At 74.7% G+C, this 14992-nt stretch carries 15 protein-coding genes; 1 reads left to right on the top strand and 14 read right to left on the bottom strand.

Features of this window, described 5'->3' with window-relative positions; genetic code table 11:
* The first annotated feature begins 145 nt into the window (after positions 1-145).
* Positions 146-3073 (top strand): beta-glucosidase family protein, encoded by a 2928-nt coding sequence (locus FB586_RS08735; protein ID WP_306419155.1) that lies wholly within the window; start codon positions 146-148, stop codon positions 3071-3073.
* Between the two features lie 7 nt (positions 3074-3080).
* Here FB586_RS08735 and FB586_RS08730 read toward each other — a convergent pair whose 3' ends face one another.
* From FB586_RS08730 to atpB, 14 genes are all read right to left on the bottom strand, one after another.
* Complete coding sequence (locus FB586_RS08730; RefSeq protein WP_136518989.1) at positions 3081-4316, bottom strand: N-acetylglucosamine-6-phosphate deacetylase; 1236 nt, start codon at positions 4314-4316, stop codon at positions 3081-3083.
* 95 nt (positions 4317-4411) lie between these two features.
* Positions 4412-4993 (bottom strand): DUF1990 domain-containing protein, encoded by a 582-nt coding sequence (locus FB586_RS08725; protein WP_222928320.1) that lies wholly within the window; start codon positions 4991-4993, stop codon positions 4412-4414.
* Positions 4975-5943, bottom strand: coding sequence for a YndJ family protein (locus tag FB586_RS08720; protein WP_222928319.1), 969 nt, complete (start codon positions 5941-5943; stop codon positions 4975-4977). The genes FB586_RS08725 and FB586_RS08720 overlap by 19 nt, the downstream gene beginning before the upstream one ends.
* Positions 5940-6623, bottom strand: a complete 684-nt coding sequence (locus tag FB586_RS08715; RefSeq protein ID WP_136518885.1) for a TetR/AcrR family transcriptional regulator — start codon at positions 6621-6623, stop codon at positions 5940-5942. The genes FB586_RS08720 and FB586_RS08715 overlap by 4 nt, the downstream gene beginning before the upstream one ends.
* Before the next feature lie 90 nt (positions 6624-6713).
* On the bottom strand, positions 6714-7409 hold the full coding sequence (gene nucS / locus FB586_RS08710; protein WP_136518884.1) for an endonuclease NucS: 696 nt from the start codon (positions 7407-7409) through the stop codon (positions 6714-6716).
* 77 nt (positions 7410-7486) lie between these two features.
* Positions 7487-7918 (bottom strand): DUF2550 family protein, encoded by a 432-nt coding sequence (locus tag FB586_RS08705; protein ID WP_136518883.1) that lies wholly within the window; start codon positions 7916-7918, stop codon positions 7487-7489.
* Positions 7919-7943: 25 nt separating this feature from the next.
* Positions 7944-8228, bottom strand: a complete 285-nt coding sequence (locus FB586_RS08700) for a F0F1 ATP synthase subunit epsilon (RefSeq protein WP_136518882.1) — start codon at positions 8226-8228, stop codon at positions 7944-7946.
* Positions 8229-8271: 43 nt separating this feature from the next.
* Positions 8272-9753: a F0F1 ATP synthase subunit beta gene (gene atpD, locus FB586_RS08695; RefSeq protein WP_136518881.1), complete on the bottom strand. Its 1482-nt coding sequence runs from the start codon at positions 9751-9753 to the stop codon at positions 8272-8274.
* A 79-nt stretch (positions 9754-9832) separates the two neighbouring features.
* On the bottom strand, positions 9833-10729 hold the full coding sequence (locus FB586_RS08690) for a F0F1 ATP synthase subunit gamma (protein ID WP_136518880.1): 897 nt from the start codon (positions 10727-10729) through the stop codon (positions 9833-9835).
* A 2-nt stretch (positions 10730-10731) separates the two neighbouring features.
* On the bottom strand, positions 10732-12360 hold the full coding sequence (gene atpA / locus FB586_RS08685) for a F0F1 ATP synthase subunit alpha (RefSeq protein WP_136518879.1): 1629 nt from the start codon (positions 12358-12360) through the stop codon (positions 10732-10734).
* 69 nt (positions 12361-12429) lie between these two features.
* Positions 12430-13242 carry a F0F1 ATP synthase subunit delta gene (locus tag FB586_RS08680; RefSeq protein ID WP_136518878.1) on the bottom strand — a complete coding sequence of 271 codons (813 nt, stop codon included), beginning with the start codon at positions 13240-13242 and terminating at the stop codon, positions 12430-12432.
* Positions 13242-13823 carry a F0F1 ATP synthase subunit B gene (locus FB586_RS08675; protein ID WP_136518877.1) on the bottom strand — a complete coding sequence of 194 codons (582 nt, stop codon included), beginning with the start codon at positions 13821-13823 and terminating at the stop codon, positions 13242-13244. The genes FB586_RS08680 and FB586_RS08675 overlap by 1 nt, the downstream gene beginning before the upstream one ends.
* On the bottom strand, positions 13820-14050 hold the full coding sequence (gene atpE, locus FB586_RS08670; protein ID WP_089803054.1) for an ATP synthase F0 subunit C: 231 nt from the start codon (positions 14048-14050) through the stop codon (positions 13820-13822). The genes FB586_RS08675 and atpE overlap by 4 nt, the downstream gene beginning before the upstream one ends.
* 106 nt (positions 14051-14156) lie before the next feature.
* Positions 14157-14942: a F0F1 ATP synthase subunit A gene (atpB, locus tag FB586_RS08665; RefSeq protein WP_136518876.1), complete on the bottom strand. Its 786-nt coding sequence runs from the start codon at positions 14940-14942 to the stop codon at positions 14157-14159.
* Positions 14943-14992 lie beyond the last annotated feature (50 nt).

Below are 14992 nucleotides of genomic sequence, written 5' to 3'. Positions count from 1 at the left end.
GCACCACGATGGCCGGTCGTGGTTCGGGTTTCGTGGCGCACGTGCGCGCTCACGTAGTCGAACCGGTTCGATCAACGGGCGCGCTTCGCGCCCCTGGCCGGCGGCGACCCGCCGACGGCACCCCACCGACGACGCTGGGAGCGACGTGGCCGACGACGTCCGCACGGCAGACCGCACCGAGGACCGCACGGAGCAGCGCACCGAGGACCGCACCGCGGACCGGCCGTGGCTCGACGCCGACCGCCCGGTGGCCGAGCGCGCACGCGCGCTGCTCGCGCGGCTGACCCGGGAGGAGAAGGTCGCCCTCCTGCACCAGCACGCACCGGCCGTCGAGCGCCTCGGGCTCGCCGCGTTCCACACCGGCGCGGAGGTGCTGCACGGCGTCGCCTGGCTCGGGAACGCCACCGCGTTCCCCCAGCCGGTCGGGCTCGCGGCCACCTGGGACGCCGACCTCGTCGAGCGCGTCGGCGCCGTCGTCGGCACCGAGCTGCGGGCGAAGCACGCCGCCGACCCGAGCGTGTCGCTCAACGTCTGGGCCCCGGTCGTCGACCCGCTGCGGCACCCCGCGTGGGGCCGCAACGAGGAGGGCTTCTCGAGCGACCCGCACGTCACCGCGTGGCTCGCGACGGCGTACGCGCGCGGGCTGCGCGGCGACCACCCCGTCTACTGGCGCACCGTCCCCACCCTCAAGCACTTCCTCGCGTACAACGCCGAGACCGACCGCGCCGTCGTCAGCATGGACGTCCCGCCGCGCGTCCTGCGCGAGTACGAGCTGCCCGCGTTCCGCGGCCCGGTCGAGGCCGGCGTCGTCGGCGCCGTCATGCCGTCGTACAACCTCGTCAACGGCCGGCCGAACCACGTCGCGCGCGAGCTGCTCGACGAGCTGCGCTCGTGGACCGACCTGCCGCTGCTCGTCGTGTCCGACGCCGCGGCGCCGGGCAACCTCGTGACGTTCGAGCGGTACTTCGACGACCACGTCGCCTCGCACGCGGCCATGGTCCGCGCCGGGGTGGACTCGTTCACCGACAACGACGCCGACGCGCGGCCGACGGTCGAGCGGCTCACCGCCGCGCTCGACGCCGGCCTGCTCACGCAGGCCGAGGTGGACCGCGCCGTGCTCCGGCAGCTCGAGCTGCGCATCCGCACGGGAGAGCTCGACCCGGACCGCGACCCGTGGGTGGTCGGCCCGGACGCGATCGACCTGCCCGCGCACCGGGCGCTCGCGCGGGAGGCGGTCGCGCGCTCGGTCGTCGTGCTCGAGAACGACGGCGTGCTGCCCCTGGTGCCCGGGGCCTCGGTCGCGGTCGTCGGCCCGCACGCCGACCGCGTCCTGCACGACTGGTACTCGGGGACGCCGCCCTACCTCACCGGCCTCGGCACCGCCCTCGCCGACCGTCTCGGCGCCGACCGGGTCGCGGTCGCCGACGGCGCCACGCGCGTGGCGCTCACGAGCACGAGCACCGGCGGCTGGGTGCGGCCGCTCCCCGACGGCACCCTGGTGGCGGACGGCGGCGCGGCCGACGACGCGCTCGTCGACGTCGTGGACTGGGGCGAGGGACTGCTCACGCTGCGTGACGTCGGCCGCGACCGGCTGTGGAGCGGCGGCGGCTGGGTGCTCCGCGCCGACGCCACCCGCGTCGGCGGGTGGGTCGCGCAGGAGTCGTTCCGGGCGCACCGGCACGACGACGGCACGTGGTCGCTGCAGCACGTCGGCTCGGGCCGCTGGGTGCGCGTGCAGCACGACGAGGCGGGCACCCTCGTCGCGGAGGCGCAGGGCCCGGGCACGGCGGAGCGCTTCGCGGTCCGGCTCGTCCGGTCCGGCGAGGTCGAGGTCGCGCGCGTCGCCGCCGACGCCGACGTCGTCGTCGTCACCGCCGGGAACGACCCGCACCTGCACGGCCGCGAGACCGAGGACCGCCCGCACCTCGGCCTGCCCGCGAGCCAGCGCGCCCTGTGGCGGGCGGCCGCCGACGCCAACCCCCGCGCGGTGCTGCTCGTCGTATCGTCCTACCCGTACGTCCTGCCGCCCGAGGTGGACGCCGCCTCCGCCGTCGTCTGGTCCTCCCACGGCGGCCAGGAGCTCGGCCCGGGCCTGACCGACGTGCTCGTGGGCGACGTCGAGCCCACGGGACGCCTGGCGCAGTCGTGGCCCGCCGACGCCGAGCAGCCCGGTGACCTGCTCGACTACGACGTCGTCGGCGCGCGGACCACCGACTGGTACTCCCCCCGCCCGCCCCGGTACGCGCTGGGGCACGGGCTCACGTACGGCGACGTGCGGTACGTGACCGCGACCGCGGGCCCGGCGAGCCACGACGTGACGGGGCTCGACCTCGGTCGGGGGCCGGGCGGACCGGTCCGGGACGGGGAGCCCGTCGTCGAGGTGCGCGTCACCGTCGCGAACGACGGCCGCCGCACGGCGCACGAGCTCGTCCAGGTGCACGCCGACGCCCCCGCGCACCGGCTGCCCTTCCCGCACCGGCTGGTCGCGCACGAGCGCGTCGCGCTGCGTCCGGGCGAGTCCGCCGACGTGACGCTGCGGGTGCCGGTCCGCGAGCTCGCGGTGTGGGACGTCACCCGGGACCGGTGGGTCGTCGAGCCGGGCACGTACGTGCTGGGCGTCGGACCCTCGTCGGCCGAGCTGCCGCTGCGCGTGGCGGTCGACGTGACCGGACCGGCGGTGCCCCCGCGCCGGGTCGTGGGCCGGGACGTCCGCGCCGCCGACGCCGACGCCCGCCACGGCCTCGCGCTCACGGACCGCACGCGGGACGCCGGGGACGCCGTGCAGCCGCGGCGGGGCAGCGCCGCGGGCGCCCTCGTCCTGCGCGCGTGCGACGTCGCCGGTGCCACCACGCTGACCGCGGAGGTGGCCCGCACCCGGCCCGGCCCGGCCGCCGTGACGCTGCTGGACGACACCTCCGGGCGGGAGCTGGCGCGGGCCGACGTGCCCGAGGGTGGCGGCCGCTACGACTGGCGGCGCGTCACGGTGCCCGTCCCCGGTCCGCTGCCGGACGTGCTCGACCTCCGCGTCGTCCTCGACGGCCCCGGGCGGCTCGCCGCCGTGCGCCTCGACTGACCGGCGCTCAGGCCGCGTCGGGCGCGCCCGCCACCCAGCGCCCCGCCCGGGCCACCGCCACGGGACGCAGGTCGTCCGTCGTCACGACGAGATCGGCGCGGCGCCCCGGGACGAGGGCGCCGACGTCGGCGCGCCCGAGCACGGTCGCGGGCGTCGTCGCCGCGGCCCGCACGGCCGCCGCGAGCGGCACGCCGGCGCCGACGACGTGCCGCACGACGTCCAGCAGGTGCGCGACGCCGCCGGCGATCGCCCCCGGCTCGCCGTCGTCGCCGACGGTCCGCGCGACGCCGTCGACCACGGACACCGCGAGCGGCCCGAGGCGGTAGTCGCCGTCGGGCATGCCCGCCGCCGCCATCGCGTCCGTGACGAGCGCGACCGCGTCCGCGCCGACGAGCTCCGTGACGGTCCGCACGGTCGCGGGTGCCAGGTGCGTGCCGTCCGCGACGAGCTCGACGACGAGCCGGCCCGCGGCCGCGGCGGCCAGGCACGCCGCGACCGGGCCGGGGTCACGGTGGTGCAGCGGGCGCATGCCGTTGAACAGGTGCGTCGCGGTGGGACGGGTCGCGCGCGCACCGGGGGCGGTCGCGAGCAGGTCGAAGACGCGGTCCAGCGCGGCCTCGGTCGCCTCCGCGGACGCGTCCGTGTGACCGACGGACGGCACGGCCCCGGCGGCGACGAGGGCACGCACGACGTCCTCCCCGTCGGGGTCGGCGTCGGCGACGCCCGGGACCTCGGGGGCCACCGTCATCGTCACCAGGTGGCCGCGTGCGGCGGCGGCCACCGCGCGGACCAGGTCCGGGTCGCCCGGCAGCATGTCGCCCGGGTTCTGCGCGCCGCAGCGGGCGGCCGACAGGAACGGTCCCTCGAGGTGGACACCGGCGACGACGCCGGCGTCGGCCGCGTCCGCGAGCAGGGCCGTGCGCGCCAGGAGGACCTCGGGCGGCGCCGTGACGAGCGAGGCCACGAGCGTCGTGGTGCCGTGCCGCAGGTGCTCGTCGGCGGCGCGCCGCACGTCGTCCAGGTCCTGGGCGTCGGGGAAGCCGGCCCCGCCGCCGCCGTGGCAGTGCAGGTCGACGAGCCCCGGCAGGATCGTGCGACCCGTGGCGGCCGCCGCCGCACCGTGCCCGCCCGGCACCTCGTCCGCGGGGCCGACCCACGCGATCCGGTCCCCCTCGACGACCACCGCGCCGTCCTCGACGACGCCGGCCGGGGTGACGACGCGCCCCCGCAGGACGGCCGGCACCGGCCCGCCGTCCGGTTCCCCGCCCCCGACGTCCCGGCGCCGTTCGGGGCCGGCGGCGTCGGCGGGACGGTGCGGACGGGTGGGTGCGGGACCGGTCACCCGGTCATGGTGGCAGAGCCGCCGTCGGCGGCGCCCGCACGGGCGCGCCGGGCGTGCAGCAGGCGGGCCGCGCGGGCCAGGTTCGCGACGTACAGGCGCTGGGCCACGGGCACGAGGGGACCGGCGACCCGCGTGAGCGCGATCGCCGGGCGGCTGTACGCCTCGACCTCGAGCCAGACGTCGCCCGTGTCGTCGCGCGTCACCCGGAACGACTCCTCGCCCGCCACGGGGTGCCCCCGCAGCGAGCCGTAGCCGAAGCCCTCGTGGTCCGCCCAGAGCACCCGGCACGGGCCCCGCAGGACGAGCGGGCCTGCGCCGAGCAGGGAGACGACGTGCGCCCCCTCGACCGCCGGTCCGTCGGCCTCGATGCGGACCCCGGCCGCGCGGTGCAGCCGCCACGTCACCACGTCCTCGGCGAGCGCGGCGCGGTCCTCCTCGCGGGCACGCCGGGCGACCCGGTGCCGCGCCACCATCACGCGGTAGCGCTCGTCCACCCCCGCGCGCCGCCAGGTGTCGCCGTCGCGCGCGCGTGCACGCGTCACCCCCACCGGCTCGTACGTCAGCGCGTCGTCGTCCACGTCCCCGCCTCCCCGTCCCTCGTCCGCCGGCGGGCGGACCCCGCCCCGGCCTCCTGCCCCGGTGCCACCCTCGTCCCCCCGCCGCCGGCGCGCAGGCGCAGGGCCACGACCGAGGCGAGGACCACCGTCAGCGCGTTGAGGGCGCCGTGGGTCGCGACCATCCACGACAGGTCGGGGTGCGGCAGGTCGGTCACCTCGCCGACGGCCCACCACAGCGCGAGCAGCATCGCGACGACGGCACCGGCGGCCGCCAGGGCCGACCAGCGCGCGGCCGCGGGCGCGGACGTCCGCCGCGCCGCACGCCAGGCCGCGGCCGTCGCGCACCACAGCCCCGCGGTCAGCACGACCGTGCCCACCAGCTCCGCCTCGTCCGAGACCAGGTACCCGCCGAGCACCGCCAGCACGCCGCCGGCCACGCCGAGCGCCCCGACCCGGGCGAGCCGCGACGGCGCCGCGCCCTCCGCCGCGGCGCAGAGGCCGGCGACGAGGCACGCCCCGAACCCGGCGAAGAGCATGTGCGGCACCGTCAGCAGCAGGATGTCCCCCTCGAAGCCGAGCACCGACCACCCCGCACGGTCGGCCACGAGCGCGAGCGCACCCACCGCCACCGTCCCCGGTGCGACGGCCGCGCAGAGCGCCGCCGGCAGCGAGCCGCCGGCGGCACGCGACCGCAGCAGCGCGACGAGCGCACGGGCCGACGCCGCCAGGAGCACCGCGCCCGCGACCGCGAACGGGAGGGCCACCACGACGGCGACCGCGCCGCGGGGCAGCAGCAGCGCGACGGCGGCCGACGCGCCCGCCACCGGCCACAGCGGTGACCGGGGCACGGGCACCGGGACGAGCCGCGCGTCGGCGAGCAGCCGCAGCCCCAGCGGCAGGACGACGACCGCGCCGAGCGCCACCGCGGCCTGCACGCCGGCGACGGCGGCCGGCGTGAGCGGGGCGCTCACCTCGGCTCCCCCGCGACGGGCGTCGCGGGACCGATCCGCCGCACGAGCGCGAGGAGGTCCTGCACCAGCCCGCGGGCCACCGGCAGCCGCGCGAGGCGCACGAGCCGCGCGACGAGCGGCGCGGCCGCGTCGACGAGCTCGCGCGTGCGGCGGGCGTCGGGCGAGTCGTCGTGCACCCACGCAGCCGTGACGCCGAGGTGGGCGAGCCACAGCGCCTGGACGAGGTCGTCGCGCAGGTCGGCCGGCACGGCGGGGGTCGCCCCCGTCACGACCTCCCGGAGCAGATCGCGCGCGAGGTCCGCGCTGGGGGCGGACGCCGGCGAGAACGGGCTGGCCGGCGACCCGGGGCGCACCGCGGCACCGATCGACTCCGCCCCGAACCGGTGGTACGGGCCGAACACGTCGAGCGCCGCGTGCCACGTCGTGCGCAGCCGCTCCCCCAGGTCGCCCGGGCGGAGCCGCGTGCGTGCGAGCTCGACGTGGGCCCGGTTCACCTCGAGGTAGAGCTCCTGCACCAGCGCGTCCTTGGACGCCGCGTGGTGGTAGGCGTTGCCGACGGCGACGCCCGCCTCCTGCGCCACGAGCCGCATGGTGGTGGCGTCGTAGCCGCGCTCGGCGAACAGCCGCAGCGCCGTGGTGCGGATGAGCTCGCGGGTCTCCAGCGCGGTGCGGCGGGTCATGCGGCGATTGAACACGTTCAGTTGAACATGTTCAAGTGAACGACGACGACGAGCACGCCGACGTCGTGGGGAACCCCGAGCGCGACCGGGTCAGAACAGCCGCGAGTCGACGTCGTCGACCCCGCGCATCGCGTCGTAGTCGAGCACGAGGCACGCGATGCCCCGGTCCGTCGCCAGCACGCGCGCCTGCGGCTTGATCTCCTGCGCGGCGAACACGCCGCGCACGGGCGCCAGCAGGGGGTCCCGGTTGAGCAGCTCGAGGTACCGCGTGAGCTGCTCCACCCCGTCGATGTCCCCGCGGCGCTTGATCTCGACCGCGACCGTGCCGCCGTCCGGCGCCTTCGCCAGGATGTCGACCGGTCCGATCGCCGTCGGGTACTCGCGGCGGACCAGCACGTGCCCCGACCCGAGCAGCGCGATCTGCGCGGCCAGCAGCTCCTGCAGGTGCGCCTCCACCCCGTCCTTCACCAGGCCCGGGTCGACGCCCAGCTCGTGCGACGAGTCGTGGTGGACGTCGTACAGCTCGACGACGAGCCGGTCGTCGGACTTGGTGTGCTGCACGGTCCACACCTGCGTGACACCCGCGGCCGCCTGGTCGGCGTCCGGCTCCCCCACCGCCATCGCGCACGGCGGGCTCATCCAGTTGAGCGGCTTGTACGAGCCGCCGTCGGAGTGCAGCAGCACCGAGCCGTCCGCCTTGACGACCAGGAGCCGCGTCGCACGCGGCAGATGGGCCGAGAGGCGGCCGGTGTAGCGGGCGGCGCAGTCGGCGACGACCAGACGCATGGCGGTGTCACTCGTCCTTCGGGTGGGGCGGGAGATGGTGCGGACCGGCGCGTGGACCCGTGCCGGTCACCGGCCGGTCAGATGACCGTGCCGACCCGGGACGGCGTCGCCTCGATCCACGACGTGAAGCCGGCGTAGGCCTCGGGGGACATCCGCAGGTGCACCTCGCGCGCGGTCCCCTGCCGCTCGGGCGTCACCCGGCAGCGCACGACGACGCCGGCGGACGCGCCCTCGCCCTCGAGCACGTGCCGCTCGAGCACGGTGATGCCGGCGCGCGTCCAGACCTGCGCCGGCCGCGGCAGCAGCGAGGCACGCCGCCACCAGTACAGGCACGTCGCCCCGTACTGGGCGACCCCGCGGGCCCACGGGCCGTCCGGCCCGTCGCCCACGAGGCAGCCGAACGAGCCGACGCGACGCCCGAGGGCCGCCGTCCGCGAGGCCCACAGCACCGCCACGAGGACGAGCAGGAGGGCGGCGCCCACGACCACGGCCCATGCCGCACCGCTCACGCCGCCCTCCCGTCCGTCGCCTGCGTCAGTGGCCCGTCGGCGCGGCCGACCCCTCGGTCACCGCGTCGACGACCACCGTCACCTGGTCGGAGTCGACGGACAGGAACCCGCCGTCGACGTACCACTGCAGCGCCGCACCGCCGTCGGCCGGCGTCACGCGCACCGGACCGGGCCGCAGCACCGACAGGATCGGCGTGTGCCCGGCGAGGATGCCGATGTCGCCGTCGGCCGCGGGTGCGGACACCTGCCGTGCGGCGCCGGACCAGATCTTGCCGTCCGCCGCCACGAGGTCCACCTCGAGCTGTGCCACCGTGCCTCCTTCTCGTGAGTCCGTCGTCGTGCGCCGTCAGGCGTCAGACGCCGTACTCCTTCTGGATGCGGGCCCAGTTGCGCTCGAGGTCCTCGAGGCCACCGATGTTGAAGAACGCCTGCTCGGCGATGTGGTCGAACTCGCCGTCCGCGATCTTCTTGAACGCCTCGACCGTCTCGGCCACCGGCACCGTCGAACCGACGACGCCCGTGAACTTCTCGGCCATGTACGTGTTCTGCGAGAGGAACTGCTGGATGCGGCGCGCACGCGCCACCACCGTCTTGTCCTCCTCGGAGAGCTCGTCGACGCCGAGGATCGCGATGATGTCCTGCAGCTCCTTGTTGCGCTGCAGGATCGACTTCACGCGCGTGGCGACGTCGTAGTGCTCCTGGCCCACGTAGCGGGGGTCGAGGATGCGCGAGGACGAGGCGAGCGGGTCCACCGCGGGGTACAGACCGCGCGACGCGATCTCGCGGGAGAGCTCCGTCGTCGCGTCGAGGTGGGCGAACGTCGTCGCCGGCGCGGGGTCGGTGTAGTCGTCCGCGGGCACGTAGATCGCCTGCAGCGAGGTGATCGAGTGGCCGCGCGTCGAGGTGATGCGCTCCTGGAGGAGGCCCATCTCGTCGGCGAGGTTCGGCTGGTAGCCCACCGCGGAGGGCATGCGGCCGAGCAGCGTCGACACCTCGGACCCGGCCTGCGTGAACCGGAAGATGTTGTCGATGAAGAGCAGCACGTCCTGCTTCTGCACGTCGCGGAAGTACTCCGCCATCGTCAGCGCGGACAGGGCGACGCGCAGACGCGTGCCCGGCGGCTCGTCCATCTGGCCGAAGACGAGGGCGGTCTTGTCGAAGACGCCCGCCTCCTCCATCTCGACGATGAGGTCGTTGCCCTCACGCGTGCGCTCGCCGACGCCGGCGAACACCGACACACCGCCGTGGTTCTGCGCGACGCGCTGGATCATCTCCTGGATGAGGACGGTCTTGCCGACGCCCGCACCGCCGAAGAGACCGATCTTGCCGCCCTGGACGTACGGGGTCAGCAGGTCGATGACCTTGATGCCCGTCTCGAACATCTGCGTCTTCGACTCGAGCTGGTCGAAGGCCGGGGGCTTGCGGTGGATCGGCCAGCGCTCGGTGATCTCGAGCTTCTCGCCCTCGGGGAGGTTGAGCACCTCGCCGATGACGTTGAAGACCTTGCCCTTGGTGACGTCGCCGACGGGCACCGAGATCGGCGCACCGGTGTCGCGCACCGTGGCGCCGCGCACGAGGCCGTCGGTCGGCTTGAGGGCGATGGCGCGCACGAGCGAGTCGCCCAGGTGCTGCTCGACCTCGAGGGTCATCGTGAAGGCGCCCTCGCCCTCACCCTGCGCCGACAGGTCGATGTCGACCTGCAGCGCGTTGTAGATGTCGGGGATCTGGTCCGGCGGGAACTCGATGTCCACGACGGGCCCGATGACCCGCGCGACCCGGCCGACGCCGGGCGTGCCGGCGTTCGCGGCCGTCGCGTCGACGGTGGTGGCGGTCATGTCTGCCTCGCTTCGCTCGTCCGGACGGGTCCGTCGCCCGGATGGAATCGGTGTGCGGTCGGGTGGGGTCGGCGGTCGCTCAGGCCGACGCGAGCGCGTCGGCGCCGGAGACGATCTCGCTGATCTCCTGCGTGATCTCGCCCTGGCGCGCCTGGTTGGCGAGGCGCGTGTAGGTGCGGATGAGGTCCTCGGCGTTGTCCGTCGCGGTGTGCATGGCACGCTGCCGTGCCGCGAGCTCGGACGCCGCCGCCTGGAGCAGGTTGGCGTAGATGCGCGTGCGCACGTAGCGCGGCAGCAGCGCGTCCAGCACCTCCTCCGGGCTGGGCTCGAACTCGTACAGCGGCAGCGCGTCGTTCTCACCGGCCGGTGCGACGCCCTCGACGACCTCGAGCGGCAGCATCCGGACGACGGTCGGGCGCTGCGTCACCATGTTGACGAACCGCGTGAAGACGAGGTGGACCTCGCCCACGCCGCCGTCCTGCGGCTCCGCCTGGAACGCGGCGAGCAGGGCGTCCGCGATCTCGTCCGCGACCTCGGGGGTCGGCGCGTCGGAGAAGCCCGCCCACTGCCCCGCCAGCTCACGCTGGCGGAACGTGTAGTAGGCGATCGCACGACGGCCGGAGACGTAGAGCGCGACCTGCTTGCCCTCCGACTCCAGACGCTGCACGAGACGCTCCGTCTCGCGGATGACGCTCGCCGAGTAGGCGCCCGCCATGCCGCGGTCCGACGCGATGAGCAGCACCGCGACGCGCTGGGTGTCCTCGCGCTGGACGAGGAACGGGTGCGACACGTCCGAGTGGGTGGCGACCGCCGACACCGCGCGCGTGATGGCGCGGGAGTACGGCGTCGCCATGGCCACCCGGTCGCGCGCCTTGCCGATGCGCGAGGCCGCGATGAGCTCCTGGGCGCGGAACATCTTCTTGAGCGACTGCGTGCTCCGGATGCGCGCCTTGTAGACCCGCTGCGTACCCGCCACGCTCAGCCTCGCTTCTGGCGGACGATCTGCTCCTGCTCGACGTCCACGTCCGCGTCGTCCTCGGCCTCGCCGACGAGCGGCGAGCCGTCCGCGGTGAGGAAGCCGAGCCGGAACTCGTCGATCGCCTTCTCGAGGGCCTCGACGGTCGCGTCCTCGAGCTTGCCGCTCGAGGCGATCGTGGTCAGCACGTCGGTGTTGCGGCGCAGGTGCTCCAGCATCTCGGACTCGAACCGGCGCACGTCCTCCACCGGCACGTCGTCGAGCTTGCCCTTGGTGCCGGCCCAGATCGACGCCACCTGGTCCTCGACCGGGAACGGCTGGTACTGGCCCTGCTTGAGCAGCTCCATGAGGCGGGCGCCACGCGTCAGCTGAGCCCGCGAGGCCGCGTCGAGGTCGGACGCGAACATCGCGAACGCCTCGAGCGAGCGGTACTGCGCGAGGTCCAGCTTCAGCGTGCCGGAGACCGACTTCATGGCCTTGACCTGCGCGGCACCGCCGACGCGGGAGACCGAGATGCCGACGTCGACCGCGGGGCGCTGGTCGGCGTTGAACAGGTCGGACTGCAGGAAGATCTGCCCGTCGGTGATGGAGATGACGTTCGTCGGGATGTACGCCGAGACGTCGTTCGCCTTCGTCTCGATGAACGGCAGACCGGTCATCGAGCCGCCGCCCAGCTCGTCCGAGAGCTTGGCGCAGCGCTCGAGCAGGCGGGAGTGCAGGTAGAAGACGTCGCCGGGGTACGCCTCGCGGCCCGGCGGGCGGCGCAGCAGGAGCGACACGGCGCGGTAGGCCTCGGCCTGCTTCGACAGGTCGTCGAACACGATGAGGACGTGCTTGCCGTTGTACATCCAGTGCTGGCCGATGGCCGAGCCGGTGTACGGCGCGAGGTACTTGAAGCCGGCCGGGTCGGACGCGGGAGCCGCGACGATCGTCGTGTACTCCAGGGCGCCGGCCTCCTCGAGCGCGCTGCGCACCGAGGCGATCGTCGAGCCCTTCTGGCCGATGGCGACGTAGATGCAGCGCACCTGCTTGGTCGGGTCGCCCGACTCCCAGTTCGCCTTCTGGTTGATGATCGTGTCGATCGCGATCGCCGTCTTGCCGGTCTGGCGGTCGCCGATGATCAGCTGACGCTGGCCACGGCCGATCGGGATCATCGAGTCGATGGCCTTGATGCCGGTCTGCAGCGGCTCGTGGACCGACTTGCGGGCCATGACGCCGGGGGCCTGGAGCTCGAGGGCGCGGCGGCCCTCGGTCTCGATGGCGCCGAGGCCGTCGATCGGGGCACCCAGCGGGTCGACGACCCGGCCGAGGTAGCCGTCGCCGACGGCGACTGACAGGACCTCACCCGTGCGGCGGACCTCCTGGCCCTCCTCGATCCCCGTGAACTCACCGAGCACGACGACGCCGATCTCCCGGACGTCGAGGTTGAGCGCCAGGCCGAGCGTGCCGTCCTCGAACTTCAGCAGCTCGTTGGCCATCGCACCGGGCAGGCCCTCGACGCGGGCGATGCCGTCGGCGGCGAACGAGACGCGTCCGACCTCCTCGGCCGCAGCACCCGTCGGCTCGTACGACTTCACGAAGCTGTCCAGCGCGGCGCGGATGTCCTCCGGCCGGATCGTCAGCTCTGCCATGACGTTCTCCTCATCTGACGCACGCGGCGCGCGTGCGGTGTGTCGTGGGCCGGTGCTCCGGCGTGGATGTCAGCCGACCAGCTGCCGGCGGGCGTCGGCGAGTCGGGCGAGGACGGTCGCGTCGATGACGTCGGGCCCGGCCTGCACGCGCAGGCCGCCGACCACGTCGCGGTCGACGACGACGTTGAGCTGGACCGCACGGCCCAGGGCACGTCCCACGAGGTCGGTCAGCCGCTCCCGCTGCACGGCCGACAGGGGCGCGGCCGTGGTCACCGTGGCGACCTCGCGGCTGCGCATCTCGGCGACGAGGTCGCCGACGTGCTGCAGCGTCGTGACGAACTGCCGGCCCCGGGGCGCCACGGCGGCCCGACGGACGAGCGCATGCGTCACCGCGGTGCCGGCACCGCCGAGCAGGTCCTCCGCGAGCTTCCCCCGCGCCTGCGCCGGGTACGCCGGGTCGATCAGGCCCCGGCGCAGCTCGCGCTGCCCCGCGAGGGACCGCACGACCGTGAACAGCTCCTCCTCGACCGTGCCGAGCACGCCCTCGGACTGCGCCGCGTGCAGCACCGCCAGGAAGGCGAGCCGCTCGACCGCGTCGGTCAGGTCGTCGTCGGCCGACCAGCGCGCCCGGACGAGCACCTGGACCACCTCGACCGTCCGGGCGTCGGCCCCGCCGAGCAGCCGCGCGGCGAGCGCCGCCTTGGCGTCGGCCTCGAGCGACGGGTCCGCGAGGGTCCGGCGCAGCGACCCCGACGAGTCGAGGGCGTCGACGAGCTGGAACAGCTCGCCGCCGAGGGTGCGGGCCTGCGTGCCGGCGGCCTGCAGGACCGGCACGAACCGGTCCTCGGCCGCCTGCAGCGCGGCCCTGCTCGTCCCGCGCATCAGCTCCCCTTGCCTGCGCTCGTCGCCGTGCTGGCCTCGAGCTCGTCGAGGAACCGGTCGACGACGCGCGACCGGCGCGCCTCGTCCTCGAGCGACTCGCCGACGATCTTCGACGCGAGCTCGGTGGCGAGCGTGCCCACGTCGCTGCGCAGCGAGACCGCCGCCTGCTGACGCTCGGCCTCGATCTGCCGCTGCGCGTTCTCGAGGATGCGCGCGGCCTCCTCCTGCGCGGCGGTGCGTGCCTCGGCCTTGATCTGACCGCCCTCGGCGCGCGCCTCCTCGCGGATGCGTGCGGCCTCGGCGCGGGCGTCCGCCAGCAGCTGCTGGTTCTCCGCCAGGGCCGCGGCGGCCTCGGCCTGCGCCGTCTCCGCCTGGGCGATGCCGCCCTCGATGCGGCGCGTGCGCTCGTCCAGCACGGCCTGGAACTTCGGCAGGACGTACCGGTAGAACGGCACGGCGATGCCGACGAGGACGACGATCGACCAGAAGATGTCGTACCCGGCCGGGATCAGCAGCTGGATCCCGCTCGGGGCCTCTCCCTCGGCGGCCGTCACGACGGCCGCGTACGCGGCCGTGCTCACGTGAAGAGGAAGCCCGTGATGAGGCCGAGGAGGCCGAGGACCTCGACGAAGCCGATACCGATGAACATGGTGGTGCGCAGCTGGCCGGCGACCTCGGGCTGGCGCGCGATGCCCTCGACGGTCTTGCCGATGAGGATGCCCAGACCGATACCCGGGCCGAGCACCGCGAGGCCGTAGCCGACGGTCGCGATGTTCCCGGAGACGGCGTCGGCGGCGGCGAGGATCATGCTGGTGTCTGCCACGGTGGCTCGTTCCTTCCGTTGGGTCCCCGGCCGGTCGGCCGAGGGCTCGTGGGACCGCCGGGCGCGAGCCGGGCGGTGGTCGGTGGTGGTGTCAGTGCTCGTCCGCGATGGACAGGCTGATGTAGACGGCGGTGAGGACCACGAAGATGTACGCCTGCAGCGCGGCGACGAAGACCTCGAAGAGCGTGATGGCGAACCCGCCGAGCAGGCTGGGGACCGCGAACACGGTCATGCCGGACATCGAGCGGACGAAGAAGTCCGTGGCGGAGAAGCAGAGCACCAGCATGAGGTGCCCGGCGACCATGTTCGCCATGAGTCGGATGGCCAGCGTCGCCGGCCGCAGGATGAAGACGGTGAGGAACTCGACCGGCGTCAGCAGCACGTAGAGGAACGGCGGGACGCCCGGGGGGAACAGGCTCGTCTTCAGGAACCCGCCCAGCCCGTGGTGGCGGATGCCGGCGCCGAGGTACATGACGTACACCCACAGCGCGAGCATGACCGGCAGGCCGATCAGCGAGGTCCCGGCGATGTTGAGGCCCGGGATGATGCCCGTGATGTTGAACGCGAGGATCGCGAAGAAGATGGTGGTCAGGAGGGCGACGTACTTGTGCGCCTTCTCCTTGCCGATGATGTCCTCGGCGACGTTGACCCGCACGAAGTCGAGCAGCAGCTCGGCGACGTTCTGCCCGCGGCTCGGCACCAGCTTCGCCCGGCGGGCCGCCACCACCATGAGGACCACGAGCACGACCGCCGCGATGATGCGGACGAGCTGCATGCGGTTGAACTCGGCGAAGGTGCCCTCGAACAGGACCGGGTGAGGGAAGAAGTCCGCGATGGTCGGGGCGTGGAACCCGCCCTCTTCCGCGGCGAGCGGCATGGTCGTCGCGATGCTGGACAGAGCGGTCTCCTGTGGTCGTGATGCACGGT

The organism is Cellulomonas telluris, assembly GCF_004886325.1.
GTDB lineage: Bacteria > Actinomycetota > Actinomycetes > Actinomycetales > Cellulomonadaceae > Cellulomonas > Cellulomonas telluris.
Note: the sequence above shows the minus strand (reverse complement) of the source record. Positions and strands in the feature narration are given on the sequence as shown.